16 protein-coding genes are annotated in these 19080 nt (G+C 64.0%); 12 read left to right on the forward strand and 4 right to left on the reverse strand.

Annotated elements, in window-relative coordinates:
- Position 1: 1 nt before the first annotated feature.
- Positions 2–1972, forward strand: coding sequence for a conjugal transfer protein TraG (locus ACP7AG_RS13145; protein WP_426031309.1), 1971 nt, complete (start codon positions 2–4; stop codon positions 1970–1972).
- Positions 1969–2382: a ribbon-helix-helix protein, CopG family gene (locus tag ACP7AG_RS13150; protein ID WP_426031311.1), complete on the forward strand. Its 414-nt coding sequence runs from the start codon at positions 1969–1971 to the stop codon at positions 2380–2382. The genes ACP7AG_RS13145 and ACP7AG_RS13150 overlap by 4 nt, the downstream gene beginning before the upstream one ends.
- 155 nt (positions 2383–2537) lie before the next feature.
- Here ACP7AG_RS13150 and ACP7AG_RS13155 read toward each other — a convergent pair whose 3' ends face one another.
- A complete protein-coding gene (locus ACP7AG_RS13155) occupies positions 2538–2984 on the reverse strand; it encodes a MerR family transcriptional regulator (protein ID WP_426031313.1) in 447 nt (148 codons plus the stop codon).
- 177 nt (positions 2985–3161) lie between these two features.
- Here ACP7AG_RS13155 and leuC point away from each other — a divergent pair, with 177 nt between their 5' ends.
- Positions 3162–4583 (forward strand): 3-isopropylmalate dehydratase large subunit, encoded by a 1422-nt coding sequence (gene leuC, locus ACP7AG_RS13160; protein ID WP_426031315.1) that lies wholly within the window; start codon positions 3162–3164, stop codon positions 4581–4583.
- A 122-nt stretch (positions 4584–4705) separates the two neighbouring features.
- A complete protein-coding gene (locus ACP7AG_RS13165; protein WP_426031317.1) occupies positions 4706–6223 on the forward strand; it encodes an acyl-CoA synthetase in 1518 nt (505 codons plus the stop codon).
- On the opposite strand, the gene ACP7AG_RS13170 is transcribed toward ACP7AG_RS13165, so the two are convergent.
- Entirely contained in the window at positions 6195–6692 is a 498-nt protein-coding gene (locus ACP7AG_RS13170) for a MarR family winged helix-turn-helix transcriptional regulator (RefSeq protein ID WP_426031319.1), read from the reverse strand. The genes ACP7AG_RS13165 and ACP7AG_RS13170 overlap by 29 nt on opposite strands.
- Before the next feature lie 87 nt (positions 6693–6779).
- Positions 6780–7931, reverse strand: coding sequence for an acyl-CoA dehydrogenase family protein (locus tag ACP7AG_RS13175; RefSeq protein WP_426031321.1), 1152 nt, complete (start codon positions 7929–7931; stop codon positions 6780–6782).
- Positions 7932–8125: 194 nt separating this feature from the next.
- Between ACP7AG_RS13175 and ACP7AG_RS13180 the strand changes: the two genes are divergently transcribed.
- The 8 genes from ACP7AG_RS13180 to ACP7AG_RS13215 all read left to right on the forward strand — a co-directional run bounded on the left by ACP7AG_RS13180 (position 8126) and on the right by ACP7AG_RS13215 (position 17786).
- Positions 8126–9046: a phosphotransferase family protein gene (locus ACP7AG_RS13180; RefSeq protein WP_426031323.1), complete on the forward strand. Its 921-nt coding sequence runs from the start codon at positions 8126–8128 to the stop codon at positions 9044–9046.
- The gene (locus tag ACP7AG_RS13185) at positions 9043–9411 is read left to right on the forward strand and encodes a DUF6285 domain-containing protein (RefSeq protein WP_426031325.1); all 369 of its coding nucleotides are present in this window, start codon (positions 9043–9045) and stop codon (positions 9409–9411) included. Before ACP7AG_RS13180 ends, ACP7AG_RS13185 begins: the two co-directional genes overlap by 4 nt.
- Positions 9408–10313 carry a hydroxymethylglutaryl-CoA lyase gene (locus tag ACP7AG_RS13190; RefSeq protein WP_426031327.1) on the forward strand — a complete coding sequence of 302 codons (906 nt, stop codon included), beginning with the start codon at positions 9408–9410 and terminating at the stop codon, positions 10311–10313. The genes ACP7AG_RS13185 and ACP7AG_RS13190 overlap by 4 nt, the downstream gene beginning before the upstream one ends.
- The gene (locus ACP7AG_RS13195; protein ID WP_426031329.1) at positions 10310–11077 is read left to right on the forward strand and encodes an SDR family NAD(P)-dependent oxidoreductase; all 768 of its coding nucleotides are present in this window, start codon (positions 10310–10312) and stop codon (positions 11075–11077) included. The genes ACP7AG_RS13190 and ACP7AG_RS13195 overlap by 4 nt, the downstream gene beginning before the upstream one ends.
- A gap of 116 nt (positions 11078–11193) precedes the next feature.
- Positions 11194–12396, forward strand: a complete 1203-nt coding sequence (locus tag ACP7AG_RS13200; RefSeq protein WP_426031331.1) for an acetyl-CoA C-acetyltransferase — start codon at positions 11194–11196, stop codon at positions 12394–12396.
- Positions 12397–12468: 72 nt separating this feature from the next.
- Positions 12469–14634: a 3-hydroxyacyl-CoA dehydrogenase NAD-binding domain-containing protein gene (locus ACP7AG_RS13205; RefSeq protein ID WP_426031333.1), complete on the forward strand. Its 2166-nt coding sequence runs from the start codon at positions 12469–12471 to the stop codon at positions 14632–14634.
- Between the two features lie 290 nt (positions 14635–14924).
- Positions 14925–17096, forward strand: a complete 2172-nt coding sequence (locus ACP7AG_RS13210; RefSeq protein WP_426031335.1) for a TonB-dependent receptor — start codon at positions 14925–14927, stop codon at positions 17094–17096.
- Positions 17097–17162: 66 nt separating this feature from the next.
- A complete protein-coding gene (locus tag ACP7AG_RS13215; protein WP_426031337.1) occupies positions 17163–17786 on the forward strand; it encodes an FMN-dependent NADH-azoreductase in 624 nt (207 codons plus the stop codon).
- Between the two features lie 50 nt (positions 17787–17836).
- On the opposite strand, the gene ACP7AG_RS13220 is transcribed toward ACP7AG_RS13215, so the two are convergent.
- Entirely contained in the window at positions 17837–18991 is a 1155-nt protein-coding gene (locus ACP7AG_RS13220) for an alpha/beta hydrolase family protein (RefSeq protein ID WP_426031339.1), read from the reverse strand.
- Positions 18992–19080 lie beyond the last annotated feature (89 nt).

The following is a 19080-nucleotide window of genomic DNA, read 5'->3' on the forward strand; positions in this document are numbered from 1 at the left end:
AATGAACGGTCAGAAAATACTCTGGGGCCAGATCCTGCTGATCGGCGCCTTGGCGCTCGCGGGCGTCTGGGGCGCCACGCAATGGACGGCGTGGCAGTTGGCCTATCAGCCCGGTTTGGGACCACCTTGGCTGCGGCTGGGCGCCTTGCCGATCTATCCGCCGCCAGCCTTCTTCGTGTGGTGGTTCATCTACGACGCCTACGCGCCCTCGGTGTTTCTGCGGGGAGGGTTCATCGCCGCCTCTGGCGCGCTGCTTGGCGTCGCGGTCGCCATTGCGATGTCGGTCTGGCGCGCTCGCGAAGCCAAGAAAGTGACGACATACGGCTCGGCGCGCTGGGCTGAACTCGCCGATATCAAGTCGGCTGGGCTGCTCGGCGACAACGGCGTGATGTTGGGCCGGCACGGCGACCATTACCTTCGCCACGATGGTCCAGAACACATTCTGTGCTTTGCTCCTACACGCAGCGGCAAGGGCGTGGGCTTGGTCGTGCCGAGTTTGTTGGTGTGGCCCGGTTCCACCGTCGTTCACGACATCAAGGGCGAGAATTGGCAACTCACGGCGGGCGCGCGGGCGAAGTTCGGGCACGTCCTGCGGTTCGATCCCACCGACGCCAGCAGCAACGCCTATAATCCGCTTTTGGAAGTGCGACGCGGCCCGACCGAAGTGAGGGACGTGCAAAATATCGCCGACATTCTGGTGGACCCAGAAGGCGCCCTCGAGCGCCGAAGCCATTGGGAAAAAACCTCTCACAGCCTTTTGGTCGGCGTCATCCTGCACGTGCTCTATGCAGAAGCCGACAAGACGCTGGCTGGCGTGGCCAACTTCCTGGCCGATCCCTCACGCCCAATCGAGACAACGCTACGCGCGATGATGACGACGCGCCATCTTGGCGAAAGAGTCCACCCCGTGGTGGCCAGCTCGGCGCGCGAACTCCTCAACAAGAGCGACAACGAGCGCAGCGGGGTGCTTTCCACGGCCATGAGCTTCTTGGGCTTGTACCGAGATCCTGTCGTCGCGGCGGTGACGTCCCGCTGTGATTGGCGCATCGGCGACCTCGTCGAGTCCGATAAACCAGTCAGCCTTTACCTCGTGGTGCCGCCCTCGGATATTAGCCGAACCAAGCCTTTGATCCGCCTCGTGCTCAATCAGATTGGCCGACGACTTACCGAAGGCCTCGAGGCTGCGCGGACCCGCCGGCCGCTGCTACTGATGCTTGACGAGTTCCCGGCCCTGGGGCGGCTGGATTTCTTTGAGGCGTCGCTGGCCTTCATGGCCGGATACCGCATCAAGGCCTTCCTGATAGCCCAAAGTTTGAACCAGATTGAGCGGGCATACGGGCCCAATCACTCGTTCCTCGACAACTGCCACGTGCGGGTGGCGTTCGCGACAAACGACGAACGAACCGCGCGCCGGATTAGCGACACGTTGGGCACCGCAACGGAGATGAGAGCGATGGCCAACTATGCAGGCCATCGCCTGTCGCCGTGGCTCGGCCACCTGATGGTCTCCCGCCAGGAGACGGCGCGACAATTGCTGACGCCGGGTGAAGTGATGCAGCTTCCGGCGCATGAAGCGGTCGTGTTGGTGGCTGGGTCTCCGCCAATCCGGGCCACCAAGATCCGCTATTATGCAGACGCACGTTTGGCGGATCGTGTGTGTGTGTTTGATGCCAAGGCCGGCGTGCCGCGGTCACCCATCGCCGAAGACTGGACAGCAGCCACTGAGGAAAAAGGCGTGCCGCCGGTTATTTCGCGCTCGGCCGAATTGGATGAAGGCGGTCTCAAACGGGAGCCCGAACTCGACGTCGTTGAGGCGGCGCCGGCGACGCTTGATGATGAACTCGAGATTGTCGGCGACGGTGAAGGCGATGAGGCGCAGCAGGGTAGGGAGCTGCAGCGTCGATTCATAGGCACGGCGCGCCAGGCGGCCATGGACCGCGATGACGGCATACCGCTCGGTGGCGACGCATGAAGATCCCCACGAAGGTCTTCCTGACCAGCGACACCATAAGAGTGCTGGATGAAAGAGCCCGGCGTACACACCGGCAGAAATCGGAGATCGTGCGGGCAGCGCTGGAAGCTTACCTCTCGCCCGATGGCGCGGAAGCTGGAGAAGCGGCGCTCTTTCGACGTCTTGATCGAATGTCGCGGCAATTGGATCGGCTGGAGCGGGACGTGACCATCGCCAACGAGGCAATCGGTCTGTTCGTGAAAACCTGGTTGAAGGTTACGCCAGCCATGTCTTCGATCGAGGATAGGGCCGCGAGCGCAAAGGGGCAGGAGCGTTATGCGGCGTTTATCGACCTGCTATCGCGCCGGATTGCCGAGGGGCGACTATTGCGAGGCGAGGTGTTGTCCGACGTGGGGGCAGAGCGGATGTGACCCCGCGCCGAAGTTGGGAAGGTTCGCTTCCTGGCGGTGACCGTTTTTCGCTAAGGCGCAGACCTGACTCTTAGCCGCCCTTGGGAAGGTCTGCTCGCCGGCGTCCCGGTCGGCGTCCGCCCCAACCGACGGACCTTTCTGGCGGTTCGCGTGGCCTATGAGGGAGCGGTTCGTTCCCGCCTGCTGGACCTATCGCTCGACGCCACAGGGTCTAACAACTTCGAATCTGGGTCTGATCCGCCCCCCGGCATGCGCAGCGCCATGAAAGCCACCACGTTCCGAGCGTCTTGACGGAGTTGCATCAAGCGTTGACGACAAAGCTCTTCGACCTTTTCTCGTCCGGAACCACTAGCCGACGGGGCCAAGTCCAGAAGGTCCGCGATCTGTCGGATCGACAGGCCCCCTTGTCGGCCCGAGGCGATGTACGCGAGCCTCTCAAGATTGAAGCAGTCGAAGCTGCGTCTGCCTTGCTTGTCCCTGCCTGATTCCAGCAGACCTTTCTCTTCGTAGAACCTGATGGCGCGAGCCGTCAGGCCGAGCCGCTTGGATGCTTCGCCAATCGGAAGGCTCGTTCTGGCCAGAGGAAAGGAAACAATCGACACGTTCAGGCACCCTCTTGCAGCGGCAACCAAGTGAGAAACTTGACAAATAATCTGACAAGATTATCGTCGGTGCAAGGCCTGTCGATCAGCGATGGAGCTGCAGAACAGATTTAGCTGGCCGCGCCGGCAGAACGATGCGGCAGAGCCGCCCATTTTTATCGACGTCTCGGATAGCCAATGCGCCGAACCCTTTACGAGAAGATCTGGGATGCGCATGTCGTGCGTGACGACGACGGCGAGGCTATCGTCTATATTGACCTCCATCTGCTGGGCGAGGTGACTACGCCACAGGCCTTCGCGGGCCTCCGCGCGGCGGGCCGTGAGGTGCGCCGTCCCGACCGCACCCCCGCGGTCGCCGACCACAACATCCCGACCGAGGGGCAGGCGCTGGGCGTCGACGCGGTGGCGGACGAAGAGGCGCGCCTGCAGCTCCAGACCCTGGCGCGCAACGTCAAGGACAACGGCATCCCGTTCTTCCCGATGGGCGATATCCGCAACGGCATCGTCCATGTGGTGGGCCCCGAGCAGGGCCGCACCCAGCCGGGCATGACCATCGTCTGCGGCGACAGCCACACCTCGACCCACGGCGCGTTCGGGGCCCTGGCCCATGGCATCGGCACATCCGAGGTCGAGCACGTCCTGGCCACCCAGACCCTGCGCCAGAAGAAGTCGCGCAACATGCTGGTCCGGGTGGACGGTCAGCTGGGCCCCGGCGTCACGGCCAAGGACGTGGCCCTGGCCGTGATCGGCGAGATCGGCACTGCGGGCGGCACCGGCTACGTCATCGAGTATGCCGGCGATGTGGTTCGCGCGCTTTCCATCGAGGGCCGCATGACCCTGTGCAATCTGACCATTGAGGGCGGCGCCAAGGCCGGGCTGATCGCGCCGGACGAGGCGACCTACGCCTATATCCAGGGCAAGCCCGCCGCCCCCAAGGGCGCGGCCTGGGAGATGGCCCTGGCCCACTGGAAGAGCTTCTTCACCGATCCCGACGCCGTCTATGATCGCACAGTGGTGATCGACGCATCGCGCCTGGTCCCGATGGTCACCTGGGGCACCTCGCCGGAGGACGTCATTCCGGTGACCGGCAACGTCCCTGATCCGGAAAGTTTCGCCACCCCTGACAAGCGCGCCGCCGCCCGTCGGGCCCTGGACTATATGGGCATGACCGCTGGCCAACCGATCAGCGAAGTCCGCATTGACCGCGTGTTTATCGGGTCCTGCACCAACAGCCGGATCGAGGATCTGCGCGCCGCCGCCAAGATCGCGGCAATAGCGATCGAGCGGGGCTGGCGTGTCGCGCCGCATGTCCGAGCTATGGTCGTACCGGGTTCTGGTCTGGTCAAAGCTGAGGCCGAGGCCGAAGGGCTGGACGCCCTCTTCAAGGCCGCGGGCTTCGATTGGCGCGAGCCGGGCTGCTCGATGTGTCTTGGCATGAACCCCGATCAACTGGCGCCCGGCGAGCGGTGCGCCTCGACCAGCAACCGCAACTTCGAGGGCCGTCAGGGACGCGGCGGCCGCACGCACCTGCTTTCCCCCATCATGGCGGCAGCGGCGGCGATCGAGGGGCGGATGGTCGATGTCCGGCGCTGGCTCTGATCGTCGACCGCCTCGGTGCGACGTCAAGGGTCTTGACAAAACACGTCCGCAGCAGGCAATCACGTCAAATAAATTGATACAACATCTCCTCCTGATTTGGAGACGATTTCGGGAAGTCTCGGATGCGGATCACTCAAGCGCTGGTGCGGGCCGTCACCGTAGCGCCTAATCGCACCGCGACGATCGACGGGATGCGCGTTCGCACATGGCGCGACGTATTCGAGTCCGTCGGACGCACCGCCGGCGGATTGGCCAATCGCGGTGTGTCCCCGGGTGATCGAGTCGCGGTTCTGGCGAATAATTGTGACGCCTTCTTCGACGCCTATTTCGCCGTTCCATGGGCGGGCGCCGTCTTGACTCCCCTGAACACTCGTCTGGCCCCACCCGAATTGGCGTTCCAACTCAAGGACGCGGGGGCTCGTCTCTTGCTGTTCGGCCGCGAGTTCGAAGACGTCGCCCTGCGGCTGCGCGCCGAGGGCGCGGTTGAAGACCTCGTCGCACTCGATGACGGCGGCTCCTCACAGATCGAGCGTCTAGCCGATCTGCGCGCGGATCGGCCCATGCCCGAGGTCGAGGCTGGCGACGCGACTCTCGCAGGGATCTTCTACACGGGCGGAACGACCGGGCTGCCCAAGGGGGTCATGCTCAGTCACGGCAACCTGCACACCATCGCGTCCAACCTTCTGATGTCGATCCCCTATGACGAAACCTGCGTGAACCTTCACGCCACGCCGATGTTTCATTTGGCGGACATCGGCATCCTGATGGCGACCATGGCGGGAGGCGCCCACGTCTTCGAGCGAAGTCTGCAAGCCGACGTCCTCTTGGAGGCGATCGCCCGTCACCGCGTGACCCACTGCTTTACGGTGCCGGCGGTGCTCGATCGGCTGGCGCGCGCCGAACGATCGATCGAACTGGACCTGTCCTCCCTGCGGGTGCTTGGCTATGGCGGCTCCTCTCTGCCGGCGGCAAGCTTCACCGTCGCGCGACAGCGGTTTCCTGACGTCGATTTCGTTCAAGGCTTTGGCCAGACCGAGATGGCGGCCGCGACCTTTCTGTCGCCGCGTGACCATCGCGTAGACGCCGATCTCAGCCGGCTGCGGTCGGCCGGCCAAGTGTGTTTGGGCTACGAGATCAGGATCGTCGACGAGAATGATCAGGGGGTTCCGCGCGGCGTGGTGGGTGAAATCGTCGGCCGCGGCGGTAACGTCATGATGGGCTACTGGCATCGGCCCGATGAGACCCTCCAGGCTCTGCGCGGCGGCTGGCTGCACACGGGCGACACGGGCTACATGGACGATGAAGGCTACATCTATATTGTCGACCGTCTGAAGGACATGATCGTATCCGGCGCGGAGAACGTCTATTCGATCGAGGTCGAGAACGCGATTTCCTGGCATCCGTCGATCGAAGAAAGCGCCGTGATCGGCGTGCCGGATCCGGTGTGGGGGGAGCGCGTCCACGCCATCATCGTACCCAAGAGGGGGGCTTCGCCGCCCGATCTCGTCAGCTTGGTCGCCTTCTGCCGCGAACACATCGCCGGCTACAAATGCCCCAAAAGCCTGGAAGTGCGCAGTGAGCCTCTTCCGCGCAGCGCGGTCGGCAAGATTCTCAAGACGTCGCTGCGAACGGCGCGCTGACCTTCCGAGGCTTCTTGGCGGCTGGGCGGCGTTGAAGCCGACAAACCACGGGTTCGCCCCAGTCGGCCAGGAAGGCTTCCCGAAGCGCCTTGATCTTCTTGGGTCCGACCCGCAGCGTCAGTATGTCCGTCAGCTGGTCGACGATAGTCTTGGCGTCCTGGCGCATCGCTTCGCCCATGGGCGTGAGCTTGACGATCTTGATGCGCCCATCGATCGGATCGTCGGCCATCTCGAAGACGCCCCGATCGACCAGGGTCTTGATCGTGACGTGAACCGCCTGCCGCGTGAGGCGAAGGCTGCGGGCGATATCGCTAGGCCGGACGATGTCCATCTGCACATGCATCATGACGATGGATTCGGGCCGGGTTAGAGGCGGCCAGCCGTTCTCGCGCAAGCTCAGTTGCAGGCTCTCGTCGAACCATTCGAACCCCTGAAGCAGTGGCACGATAAGGTATCTGGTCGCGTCCACGCCGCCGATCTCCCTGTTGGCTATGCTTGTTATGGCCAGAACGTGGTCGGCGCGCCAGCCCCGCGTGAACTCCCGGGCCCATTGCGGCTAGAGCGAGCGGGCGATCAGCACCTTCATGATTTCTGAGGTTCCGCCATGAATCGTGTCGATCCGCGCGTCCCGATAGATCTGGGCGATTGGATACTCGTTCATATAGCCGTAGCCGCCGAAGATCTGCAGGCATCGGCTGATCGCGGCGACCTCGATTTCGGTCACGAAGAGCTTGGCCATCGACGCCGTGGTCGCGTCCAATGCGCCTGCCAGCAACCGCGTTGCGCAGGCGTCGATGAAGAAGCGGCATGCGGTGGCCTGGGTCTTGATCTCGGCCAGTACGAATTGAGTGTTCTGAAAGTCGAGCAGCGCCTGGCCGAACGCGTTGCGATCTCGCGCATAGTCGATGGTCAGGGCCAGTGCGCGCTCCAGAAGCGCCAGCCCCATGGCCGCGATGCCCAGGCGCTCCTGCGGGAGCATGGTCATTAGTTGCGAAAATCCTCGGCCCGCTGTTCCGCCAAGAAGGTTGCCGGCCGGCGCCCGCGCGTCATCGAAGAACAGTTCCGAGGTGTCCTGAGCGGCGCGGCCCATCTTGTCGAGGTTGCGGCCCCGCGAGAAGCCAGCGGCGGAGCCTTCCACGGCGATGAGCGACAGGCCCTTGGACCCCGCGTCGCGATCGGTGCGGCAGGCCACCAGGATGAGATCGGCGGTCTGACCGTTGGAGATGAACGTCTTCTGGCCGTTGATCCGCCAATGATCACCGTCGCGCTCCGCGTGCGTGCGCATACCCTGCAGGTCGGACCCGGCTGCCGGCTCGGTCATCGCGATGGCCAGCACGATCTCGCCGCTGACAATGCCGGGGAGCCAGCGCCGCTTTTGGTCTTCGGTTCCAAAAGCGACGATGTAGGGGGCCACGATCATATTGTGCAGCGGCACGCCCCAGCCCTCCAGGCCGCGCTTGCCAAATTCCTCGATGATGATCCGTTCGTGCCGGAAGTCGCCGCCCCAGCCGCCGTAGGCCTCAGGGATCGTCACGCCGAGCAGCCCATAGTTTCCAGCCAAGCGCCACATTTCCCGCTCGACGACCTTGTCTTGGTTCCAGCGGGCTATGCGAGTGGGCGGCGCGTGCTTGTCCAGGAAGCGGGCCAAGCTGTCGCGAAAGGCGACGAGGTCGTCCTCGGTGATGGAGGCGTTGAGGGCGGGGGACATGCGAGGACTCCAGCAAAGGCGAAATGTTGGCATCGCATCGCTGCCAAATGACGTCAAATCATTTGACATGTAATCGGCTTGGGGTATGTCGAGGGAAAGGGTGGGAGGCCCAGGATGTCGTGCATACCGAACTTGCCACCCGCCTAACCGGTCTGGCTCCCGCCTTGGCGTCTGGGGGGCAGGGGATCGCAAATTTGAAACGCCTGACCGGCGGCGCCAGCCTGCAGACCTGGGCGTTTGACGTCATCGGGCTGAACGCAACTCGGCCGCTCATCCTGCGTCGTCGCCAGGCTGTCGCTGAAACTGTCTTCGAGACCTCGCTACCGCTGCGGATCGAAGCGCAGCTCTTGCGGGGGGCCGATGCGGCGGGCGTGCCCGTGGCGAAGGTCGTGCGCGATTGCCCTGTCGAGGATGGCCTGGGCGAGGCCTTGGTTCTCGAACGCATCGAAGGTGAAACCCTGGGACGGCGCATCGTCGCCAGCTCGAATTTTTCGGCCGCGCGCGAGGTGCTCGGTCGCCAGTGCGGGGAGGCGCTGGCGCGCGTCCACGCCATGCCAATGAATACTCTGCCGACGCTCGAACGTCTCGACGCGGCAGCGACCCTGGCCCGATATGAGGCTATTCATCGGCGCAGCGGCGCCGTGCGGCCGGCCATCGAGGCGGCGCTGCGTCACCTGGCCACCTCCTTGCCCGCACCCGTCACGCCGCGCCTGATCCACGGCGATTTTCGTAATGGCAACCTGATCGTCGTTGGTCAGGCGGGCTTGCGCGCAGTCTTGGACTGGGAGTTGACGCATCTGGGCGATCCGGCCGAGGATTTCGGCTGGCTCTGCGTCAACAGCTGGCGGTTTGGTGGAACGGACAAGCCGGTCGGTGGCTTCGCCACGCTCGAGGCGCTTGTCGCCGGCTACAGCGCCGCAGGTGGCGAACCTCCCGCTCAGGACCGTATCCGCTTCTGGATGATGATGGGGTCCCTGCGCTGGTCGGTGATCGCGGACATGATGTATCGGGCCTTCGCTGCCGGCGAGGACCGATCCCTGGAGCGCGCCGTCATTGGTCGACGGGTCAGCGAGTGCGAGGTGGATCTCCTGGCCTTGATGGAGACGGCCGGATGATCGCCAATCCCACCGCTGCGGAACTGTTGGCCGCCGTCGCCGACTGGTTGGGCGAGCCAGATGACGGGAACGACTTCGCACGGCGGGTGGCGCTGAACGCCGTCAACATTGTGCGCCGCGAACTGGACTGGGGCGCAGCCATGGCGTCAGCGGCGCAGGTGCGTCTATCGACACTGCTCGATCGCCAAGGCTCGGTCGATAACCTTACGGCCGCCTTGGCGGCCGCCATCCGCGACGGCGCGGTCGCCCATGACGATCCCGCCTTGATGGCGCATCTCAAGCAGACCGCCCTTGATCAACTGGCCATCGATCAGCCGCGCTATCGCCACGCGCTCACGATCAGGGTGCCCGAGACACGATCATGATCGAACTTGTTGAAGTCTCGCCACGTGACGGTCTGCAGAACGAGCGGGTCATCCTCTCCACCGCCGACAAGGTTTCGCTGATCGGCCGCGCTGTATCGGCCGGGGCCAGGCGGATCGAGGTCGCCAGTTTCGTCAATCCCAGGCGCGTGCCACAGATGGCCGACGCGGAGGCCGTCGTCGCCGGCCTCCGTAAATCGTCCGAGGTGATTCATATCGGCCTCATCCTCAACGTGCGGGGCGCGGAGCGGGCCTTGGCGACGGCGATCGATGAAATCGGCGTTGTCTGCGCGGCCAGCGACGCCTTTGGCCGCGCCAACCAGGCCCAGTCCAGTGATGACACGGTAGAGATGGCCCGGGACGTCGTAACGCTGGCCAGGAGCCAAGGGCGCCGGGCTCAAGTGACGATCGCCGTCGCTTTTGGTTGCCCGTTCGAGGGCGCGGTCGATCCGGCCCGGATCGTGGCCATGGCGCGTCGCCTCGCGGAAGCCGGGCCCTTGGAGATCGCCTTGGCCGACACGATCGGCGTGGCTCGACCCGAAGAGGTCACGCGTTTGGTCCGCGAGGTCGCCGCCGCGATACGGCCGCTGCCGGTGAGGGCGCACTTCCATGACACCCGCGGCATGGGCGTGGCCAATGTCCTGGCTGCGGTCGCCGCCGGGGCGGTCACCATCGACGCCTCTATCGGCGGGGTCGGCGGTTGTCCCTTCGCGCCGGGCGCGGCCGGTAACGTCGCCAGCGAAGACGTGACCTACGCCTTGGGCGAAACGATCGCGATCGATGGCGCGGCCCTTGTCGACGCTGCGCTTTGGTTGAACGGCAAGCTCGAACGCTCGACCACCAGCGCCTTGATGCGATCCGGGTGGAAGCGGCCTGGAAATCCGAACTTGAAGGAGACCGCATGACTCCCTCCCAAACCCACGCCGGACGCATAGCCTTGGTGACGGGCGCGTCCTCGGGTCTCGGCGCCGAGTTCGCCCGGATTCTGGCGGCGGGTGGCGCCAAGGTTGTCGCCGCCGCGCGCCGCGCCGATCGCCTAGCCGCCTTGGTTGCCGAGATCGAGGCCGCCGGCGGGGAGGCGTTCGCCGTGAGCCTGGATGTCGCCGACGAAGCCTCGGTGATCGCCGCCTATGACGCCGCCGAACAACGCTTTGGTCTGGTCGACACGATCGTCGCCAATGCGGGGGTCAATGCCGAAGGTCCGGCGGTGGATCTGTCGATCGAGGCGTTCGACGCGGTTCAGACGGTCAATTCGCGAGGCGTGTTTCTCACCGTGCGAGAGGGCGGCAAGCGGCTGCTCGCCGCGGGCGGCGCGGCTTCGCGCGGCCGCATTGTCGTCCTGGCCTCGATGGGGGGCGTGAAGGTCATTCCCGGCCTAGTCGCCTATTGTGCGTCGAAGGCGGCGGCGGTGATGCTCGGACGTGGCTTTGCATATGAGTGGGCGCGATCTGGCATTTGCGTCAACGTGATCTGTCCCGGCTACATCCTCACCGAGATCAACGAGAACAATTTCGCCGGCGAGTCTGGCGAGCGTTTCGCCGCCAAGCTGCGCCGGAAAAGGCTGATGCCGATCCAAGCTTTGTCGCCGACCCTGGCGCATCTCACCTCCGACGAGGCCGCGCACGTCACTGGCAGCGTCATCCAAATTGACGATGGTCAAATGATCTGAAGCGCTGCGTCGATTGGCGCTAGACATCGTTCATTATGTCAAATAATTTGACATAATGAACGAGCCGAGGACGGGCTCGGCCGCGATGTAATGCGTCGCCGACGGGGAGCATGATCTTGCGAGAGGCCTATATTTTCGATGCGGTGCGCACGCCGCGCGGGCGAGGCAACGCCAAGGGGGCGTTGCATGAGGTGACTGCGATCGCCCTCGCGACCCAGGTCCTCCAGGCGCTTCGAGACCGCAATGGTCTCGACACGCGACTGATCGATGACGTCGTGCTGGGCTGTGTCGCGCCGCTCGGCGAGCAAGGCGCCGATATCGCGCGGGTAGCGGTGCTCAACGCCGGTTACGACGACGCCGTGGCCGGCGCCCAGGTCCATCGCTTCTGCGCCTCTGGTCTGGAAGCCTGTAATATCGCTGCGGCCAAGGTGGTTTTCGGCGAGGCCGACGTCGCGATTGGCGGCGGCGTCGAAAGCATGAGCCGCGTGGCCATGGGCAGCGATGGCGGCGCCTGGTCGGTCGATCCTTACGTGGCCAACAACACCTATTTCGCGCCCCAGGGCGTCGGCGCCGATGCTCTGGCGACCTTGGCCGGCTTCAGCCGTGAGGATGTCGACGCCTTCGCCGTCGAGAGCCAGGCGCGCGCCAAGATTGCCTGGGACGAAGGTCGGTTCGCCAAGTCCATCGTGCCGGTCACCCATGCGGGGATCACGGTCCTGGCCCGCGACGAACACATGCGACCTGAAACGACCCTGCAGTCACTGGGCGCCTTGAAGCCTTCGTTCGGCAAGGTCGGGGCGCTGGGCTTCGACAACATTCTGCGCCAGCGTTATCCGGAGATCGAGGCGATCGATCACGTCCATCACGCAGGCAACAGTTCCGGCATCGTCGACGGCGCGGCCGGGGTGCTGATCGCCACCCGACAAGCCGGTGAAGCCATGGGCCTGCGTCCTCGCGCCCGCATTCGCGCCGCCGCCTCGATTGGCTCGGAGCCCTCGATCATGCTGACGGGTCCCGTGGCGGTCACGCAAAAGGCCTTGCGACGAGCCGGGATGAGCGTCGGGGACATCGATCTCTTCGAACTCAACGAGGCCTTCGCCAGTGTCGTGCTCTATTTTCAGCAGCAGTTGGGGATCAATTCCGCCAAGCTCAATGTCAACGGCGGGGCCATCGCCATGGGGCATCCGCTGGGCGCGACAGGCGCCATGATCCTGGGAACCATGGTCGACGAGCTCGAGCGCAGCGACAAGCAGACGGCCTTGGTCACGCTGTGCGTCGGCGCGGGCATGGGCACGGCCACCATCATCGAACGCGTCTGATCCAGCGACCGTCGCGCCTTTTCGCGCAGTGGCTTCAATCGCGCGGATCCGACTTCTCTCAAGGACTTTCCCATGGAAAATTTCAAGGTCGAGGTGGACCCCGACGGCATCGCCGTCTTCCTGTTCGACGTTCCCGGCCGCACGATGAACACCTTCACGGGCAGCGCCGTCGCGGATCTCGACGCACTGGTCGCTCGCATACGCGATGACCCGGCCATCAAGGGCGCGGTCCTGGCGTCCGGCAAGGCCAACGGGTTCTGCGCCGGCGCCGATCTGGGCGAGATGGGCGACACCGCGGGGCGGCCGGTCTCGGGAGCGGCCAGGGAGGCGGTCCTGATCGACAGTTCCAGAATGAGCCGCGCCCTTCGCGCCCTCGAGACTGTTGGTAAGCCCGTCGCGGCGGCCCTGGAAGGTGTCGCGCTTGGCGGCGGCTTTGAGTTCGCCCAGGCCGCGCACCGACGCTTCGCCGCGCGCGGCCTGGCCAGGGTAGGGCTGCCGGAGGTCACGATCGGCCTTCTGCCGGGCGCGGGGGGAACCCAACGCACGCCGAGACTGGCTGGCGTTCCAGCGGCCCTGAAGCTGATGTTGTCGGGTGCGCCGATCGACGCCGAAACGGCTCTGGCTCAGGGTCTGGTCGACGCCGTTGTCGAACCAGGACAAACTGTTGAGGCCGCCAAGCGATGGATACTGGACGGCGGCGAGGGCGTGCAGCCCTGGGATCGTCCCGGTTTCGCGATGCCGGACGGCCCCTATACGCCCAAGGGCGGCGAGACCTTCATGATCGCGGCGGCCGACCTGCAGGCGCGCCACTACGGAAACTACCCCGCTCGCCAGAACATCGTGCGGTGCGTCTATGAGGGCTTTGGACTGCCGATGGACGCCGCGCTCCGCGTGGAGGCGCGTCTGTTCCTGGCCACCCAGCGCACGCCACAGGCGCGGGCGATGATCCGATCGAACTTCCTCTCCAAGCAGGCCTTGGCCAAGGGCTCGGCCCGGCCACAGGAGGTCGCGCCCTTCAAGGTGAACAAGGCTGCGGTTCTTGGCGCGGGGATGATGGGCGCGGGTGTGGCCTACGCCCAGGCGCGGGCCGGCATCGAGACAGTGCTGATCGACGTCACCCAGGAAGCCGCCGACCGTGGGAGATCCTATTCGCAAAAGCTCGTCGACGCCGCCGTCGCGCGAGGCGAGATGAGCGCGGCGGCCGCCTCCAGTTTCATGGCGCGCATCGTGGCGACCCCGGACTATTCCGCGATCGCCGGTTGCGACCTAGTGGTCGAGGCGGTGTTCGAGGACACCGGCCTGAAGGCCGACGTTACAAGACGGGCTGAAGCCATGCTTGAGCCCGGCACCGTGATGGCCTCCAACACCTCGACTCTTCCCATCGGCGTTCTGGCTCAGGCCAGTCAGCGGCCCGAGAGCTTCATCGGCATCCACTTCTTCTCGCCGGTCGACCGCATGGAACTGGTGGAGATCATCGTCGGCGTCCAGACCTCGCGTGAAACCCTTGCCAAGGCGATGGACTATTGTCGGGCGCTGAAGAAGGTCCCGATCGTCGTCAACGATAGCCGAGGATTTTACACCTCGCGGGTCTTCGAGAGCTATTCCTTCGAAGGTCTGGAGATGCTGCTGGAAGGGATCGCTCCGGCCATCATCGACAATGTTGGCCGCATGACCGGAATGCCGCGTGGGCCGCTGGAGCTGCTCGACGACGTCGCCATCGATCTGGTCGATCGCATCGCCGGCCAGCGGCGTCGCGATCTTGGCGTCAACGGTCCTCTGGCGGGTCCTGAACTGGTCTTGCACCAAATGGTGTCGGCAGGGCGCCTGGGGCGCAAGAACGGTGTGGGCTTCTACGATTATCCCGAAGGCGGATCCAAGCGCCTCTGGTCTGGCCTGGCGGCGCTCTATCCGGTCAAGGTCGCCACATCGTCGCCCGAGTTGGTCGAGAGCCTCAAGCGCAGGCTGCTCTATCGTCAGGCCGTCGAGGCCGCGCGCTGCATGGACGAAAAGGTTGTTACCGCGGCGCGCGATGCAGATGTCGGCGCGATCCTGGGGTGGGGTTTCGCGCCCTGGACTGGCGGTCCGATGAGCCTGATCGACACCGCCGGCGTCGATGTCTTCACCGCCGATTGCGACGCGTTGGCGCTGGCGCATGGGGCTCGGTTCGCGCCGCCTCCGCTTCTGCGCCGGATGGCCCAGTCGCGCCAAGATTTCTATCCGTCCTCGCCTGAAGCCTAAGCGTGCATTCGAATTAGAGAACCGACAAATGGGCAACGTGATACGTAAAATTTATTGACAAATAATATGTTCCAGTTGAGCTTTGATTGCAGCGGCTTCTGCCTTCCTAGGCTGGAGTGAGCGATCCTTGGTGTGCGTCAGTAGAGCAGATCTGGGCGGCCCTGGCCGTCCTGGTGAGATGGGGATCAGACAAGGTATTTGACGAATATAACGCCAATCGGGGCGAGACGACGTCGCACCCGACAATGACAAATGGTCGAAAAATTCGACCACACACGAGGGAGGGAACCATGAATCGATTTCTATTCGCTTGCCTGATGAGCAGCGCCGCCCTGGCGCCTCTGGCTGCGCAGGCGCAGGCCCGGTCGACGACCGTCTCCGAGGTCCAGGAGGTGGTGGTCACCGCCCAAAAGCGCGAGACCAAGCTTGAGAACACCGCCATGACCATCAATGTGGTCACCGGCGCACAACTCGAAAAGCAAGGCGTCAAGGAGATCAAGGATCTCAAGGCCTCCGTGCCAGGCCTGACCCTCGATGAATCTCCCGGCGGCCTCAGCGCCGTCAGCCTGCGCGGGGTAGGGACCTCCGCCAGCAATCAGTTGTTCGAGCAATCGGTCGGCCTATTCATCGATGGCGTCTACCATCCTCGCGCGCGGCAGTTCCGCGACGGCTTGTTTGACATCGAGCGCCTGGAAGTGATCAAGGGCAGTCAGGGCGTGTTGTTTGGCAAGAACACCAGCGTCGGAGCCATTAGCGTCATTTCCCGCGCTCCCGGCGCGCAATCTGGCGGCTATCTGAAGGGCGAATACGAGACCGAATACGGAAGCCGCACGCTCGAAGGCGCTGTCGATCTGCCCGCCAGCGACACCTTCAAGATTCGCCTGTCGGGTCTCTATGACGACCAGCACGGCTATGTCCGCAACGTTAGCAAGAACCGCGATGAGGGCGGAAATCGTCGGTACGTCGCGCGCACCGTGATGAGCTGGGATATATCACCCCAAGTCAACGTCCTGCTCAAGCTGCAGTACAGCGACCTGAAGACCATCGGAAATACCTTTCAGCTCGTGATGCCCGGTCCAGCGGCGCCGATCATCGCGGCCGGCATTCTCGACGGCGGTCGCGTGCCCTATCAGAAGTATGAGGCCTCACCGGGTACGCCGGATACGATCGAAACGCAGAAAGCCTATGATCCGGCGCTCATCGTCACCTACGATCTGCCCAACGGCTTCAGCCTGACTTCGACCACCGGCCTGACCGGCTACAAGTTCCAGAACGGCTTCGACTCCGATTCCACGCCGGCTCCGTTGCTGCTCAGCCAGTTCAACGAGACGTTCAGGCAAGTCTCACAAGAGCTGCGACTAGCCTCCCCCACGGGCGGGACACTTGACTATATCGTCGGTGTTTTCGCGATGTCGTCCAAGGACAACTACGACTACAAAAGCTACTATAGCGGCTTCCCTGTCGCTGGCGGCCTCTATGGCTTGGTCTCGCAGAAGCTCGACCAGACCGAGAAGGACTACGCCGTCTTCGGCCAGGCGACTTGGCATATCTCCGACCGCGTCAAGCTGGACCTCGGGGGGCGGTTGAACACCGATAAGAAGAAGGGGGCTTATCGCAAGGCGTATTTGGACAACCTGGGTCGCCCGGGCAACATCCTGGCGACCTTGGTGCCGGGCAGCACGCTGAGCGGCGTGATCGACGACAGCACCGTCGATGCTTCGGCGACGTTGAGCTACGCCATGACGCCACGTTCGACCTTCTATGCATCGGTGGGCAAGGGCAACAAGGGTGGGTCGTTCTTGAACACCGCCGCGACCGCGGCGCTGTATCCCTCGCCGTTCATCCTGCCCAAGGAAGTCGCCACCACCTACGAGGTCGGAATCAAGGGCCGCTTCCTGGAGGGTCGGGCCTATGCCAGCCTCGCGGCCTATCACCTGGACATCACTAACTTCCAGGACAGCTTCTACAACCCGACCGTGCGCGCCTTCCAGGTGCGCTCCGTAGACGCCAAGACCACCGGTTTGGAGGGGGAGGGAACCTTTCAAGCGACCCGTTGGCTGAACCTCTATGGCAACTTCGCCTGGAACCCGACCGCCAAGCTGGCCAATGGCGAACGCATGCAGCGCGCGCCCAAGCTGACCAGCACGGCTGGCGTTCGCATAACGCATGATCTCACGCCCGACGTGGATTTCAGCGCCAATGCCGAGCTGTTGCATTCCGACAGCGTTTTGCACCAACCGGTCTCGGCGGCGGGGGATAACACCAGCGGCATCTATGATCTGGTCAATCTGCGCGCCCAATTCACCTACAAGCCGGCTCAGCTGGACGTCTACATCAACGCCTCCAATGTCACTAAGCAGCGCTACCGCGCCTTCGTGTTCGGCAGTCCGCTCGGTCTGGGTCAGATGGGTGCCTTTAATACGCCGCGCATGATCACCCTAGGCGTCCGCAAGGGCTTCTAACAACTTCGCCGACGAGGTCGCGACCTCGTCGGCGGTGTCTTCCTCCTAGCCTCCGACTGGAGAACCATGGTCGATATTCTGCATATCAGCGCCAGCCCCAAGGGTGAGCGCTCGACCTCCGAACGCATGGCCACGGCCTTCCTTGAGGCCTATGCCCAGACCCATCCGGATGACGTGATCCGTCGCCTTAATGTCTTTGAGGCCGAACTCCCGGATTTCGGCAAGCTTCACGCCGAGGCCAAGTTCGCGCCCTACTTCCAGGAAGACCTCACGCCGGAGCACCTGGCGGCCTGGGCGCCTGTGCTTGAGTTGATCGCAGCCTTCGACAAGGCCGACAAGATCGTCATTTCCTGCCCGATGTGGAACTACAGTGTGCCGTGGCGCCTGAAGCTCTATCTCGATTGCCTGGTCCAACCGGGACGAACCTTCGGCTACGACCCGGCCAAGATGCTGCATATCGGCTTGCTGCGAAACCGGCCCGTCCAATTGTTGCTGACGCGGTCTTCGACCATGCCGGGCGATCCGAACGACTTCCAACTGCCGTATCTGAAGTTCATCATGACCTCGATCGGCTTGGCAGACGTCCGCGCGCTCAGCGCTTGGCAGACCACGAAATATACCCCTGAGGAGCGGGCCGCCTATGTCGCCCGCTTCGAGGGAGAAGCGCGCGAGGCCGCCTCCACCTTCTAGCTACTCGTTCCTCCTCGGATACTGGCCCGGCCTCGCGGCCGGGCCATTTTTTATGCGAAATCGCGCGCCTCGAGCCAGCGCGTGATCGTCTCGACCGCCTTGGGCAGAACATCCGGCCGTTCGGCGTAGTAGTGGTCAGCCCCTTCGATCTGGGTGATCGACTTGTCTTTCGACGCCACGGCGTCGAAAAGGCGCTGGGCGTGGCTGGGCGTGCAGGCCAAGTCGGCGGTGTTGTTGACCACCAGCACGGGGCACGAGATGCGCGCCGCATTGCCCAGGCCGTCTGCGCGGGTGTCGTCATAGCTCCATTGCGACAGCCATGACCTGAGCGTCGTAAAGCGCGCCAAGCCAACGGGTCCGTCATTGGCGATGCGCGGCTCTCCCAGATAGCAGGTTCCCGGACGCCGATCGGACGGATCCTGAGTCGGGTCGGTCCATCGAACGTCGCACATCGTTCCATTGACGACGAAGGCGCGCTCGGCGTGCTCGTCGCCGGCGGCGCGCAGGGCGTCCAGGGTGGCCTTCACGCGGGCGGTAATGCGGCGGTTGCGGGCGATCTGACCTTCTCGGAAACGTTTGACGAAGGCTGCGCTGTAGGGCGGCTGTTCGGGGCAGGCTGGGTCATAGATGTTGAGCGACACGTCGCGCTCGAACGGACGGTCCTCGTCGAGGATCGAAGGGTCCATCCACTCGGTCAGGGTGACCGCGCGGCTGACATGGGCCGCGATCAGCATGATGGCGTCGGCCGGCTCCAGCTTGGCGTCGACCAGATCGGCCGCGTCGCCAGCCGGCGTCTGCGTAATCGTCGGATGCTCGGCTTGGTCTTGATAGAACAGGGATAGGGATCCGCCGCCGGACCATCCGCCCAGGATCACCTTTTCGTAGCCGAAGCGGGTCTTCAGGTCCTTGATGCAGGCGCCCAGGTCCAGAGCGCACTTCTCCATCGTCAGGGCGGTGTCGTTGCCGCGAAAGCGGGTGTTGCAATAGATGACATGTCGGCCGGCAGCGGCCAGGGCGGTGACCATCTGCAGGAACGCGCCGCCGCCGATCGGGTGCGTGAAGACGATCACGGACTTGCTTTCGACCTCGATAGGTCGAACCCGCATACATTCGACGAACACCCGACCGACCGGCCCGCCGTAGGTTTCCTTGCGAAAGCTCTGATCTTGATACGTCAGCCCGTAGGGCTCTCGAATGAACTTCATTTGCGCGCGTCCTTTCCCTTTTCATCGCTCTGACATGGCGATAAACTTGACAAATTGATTGACAAAATTAGCGCCTGGCGCGATCGATT

It is taken from the genome of Caulobacter sp. DWP3-1-3b2, assembly GCF_049896325.1.
GTDB lineage: Bacteria > Pseudomonadota > Alphaproteobacteria > Caulobacterales > Caulobacteraceae > Caulobacter.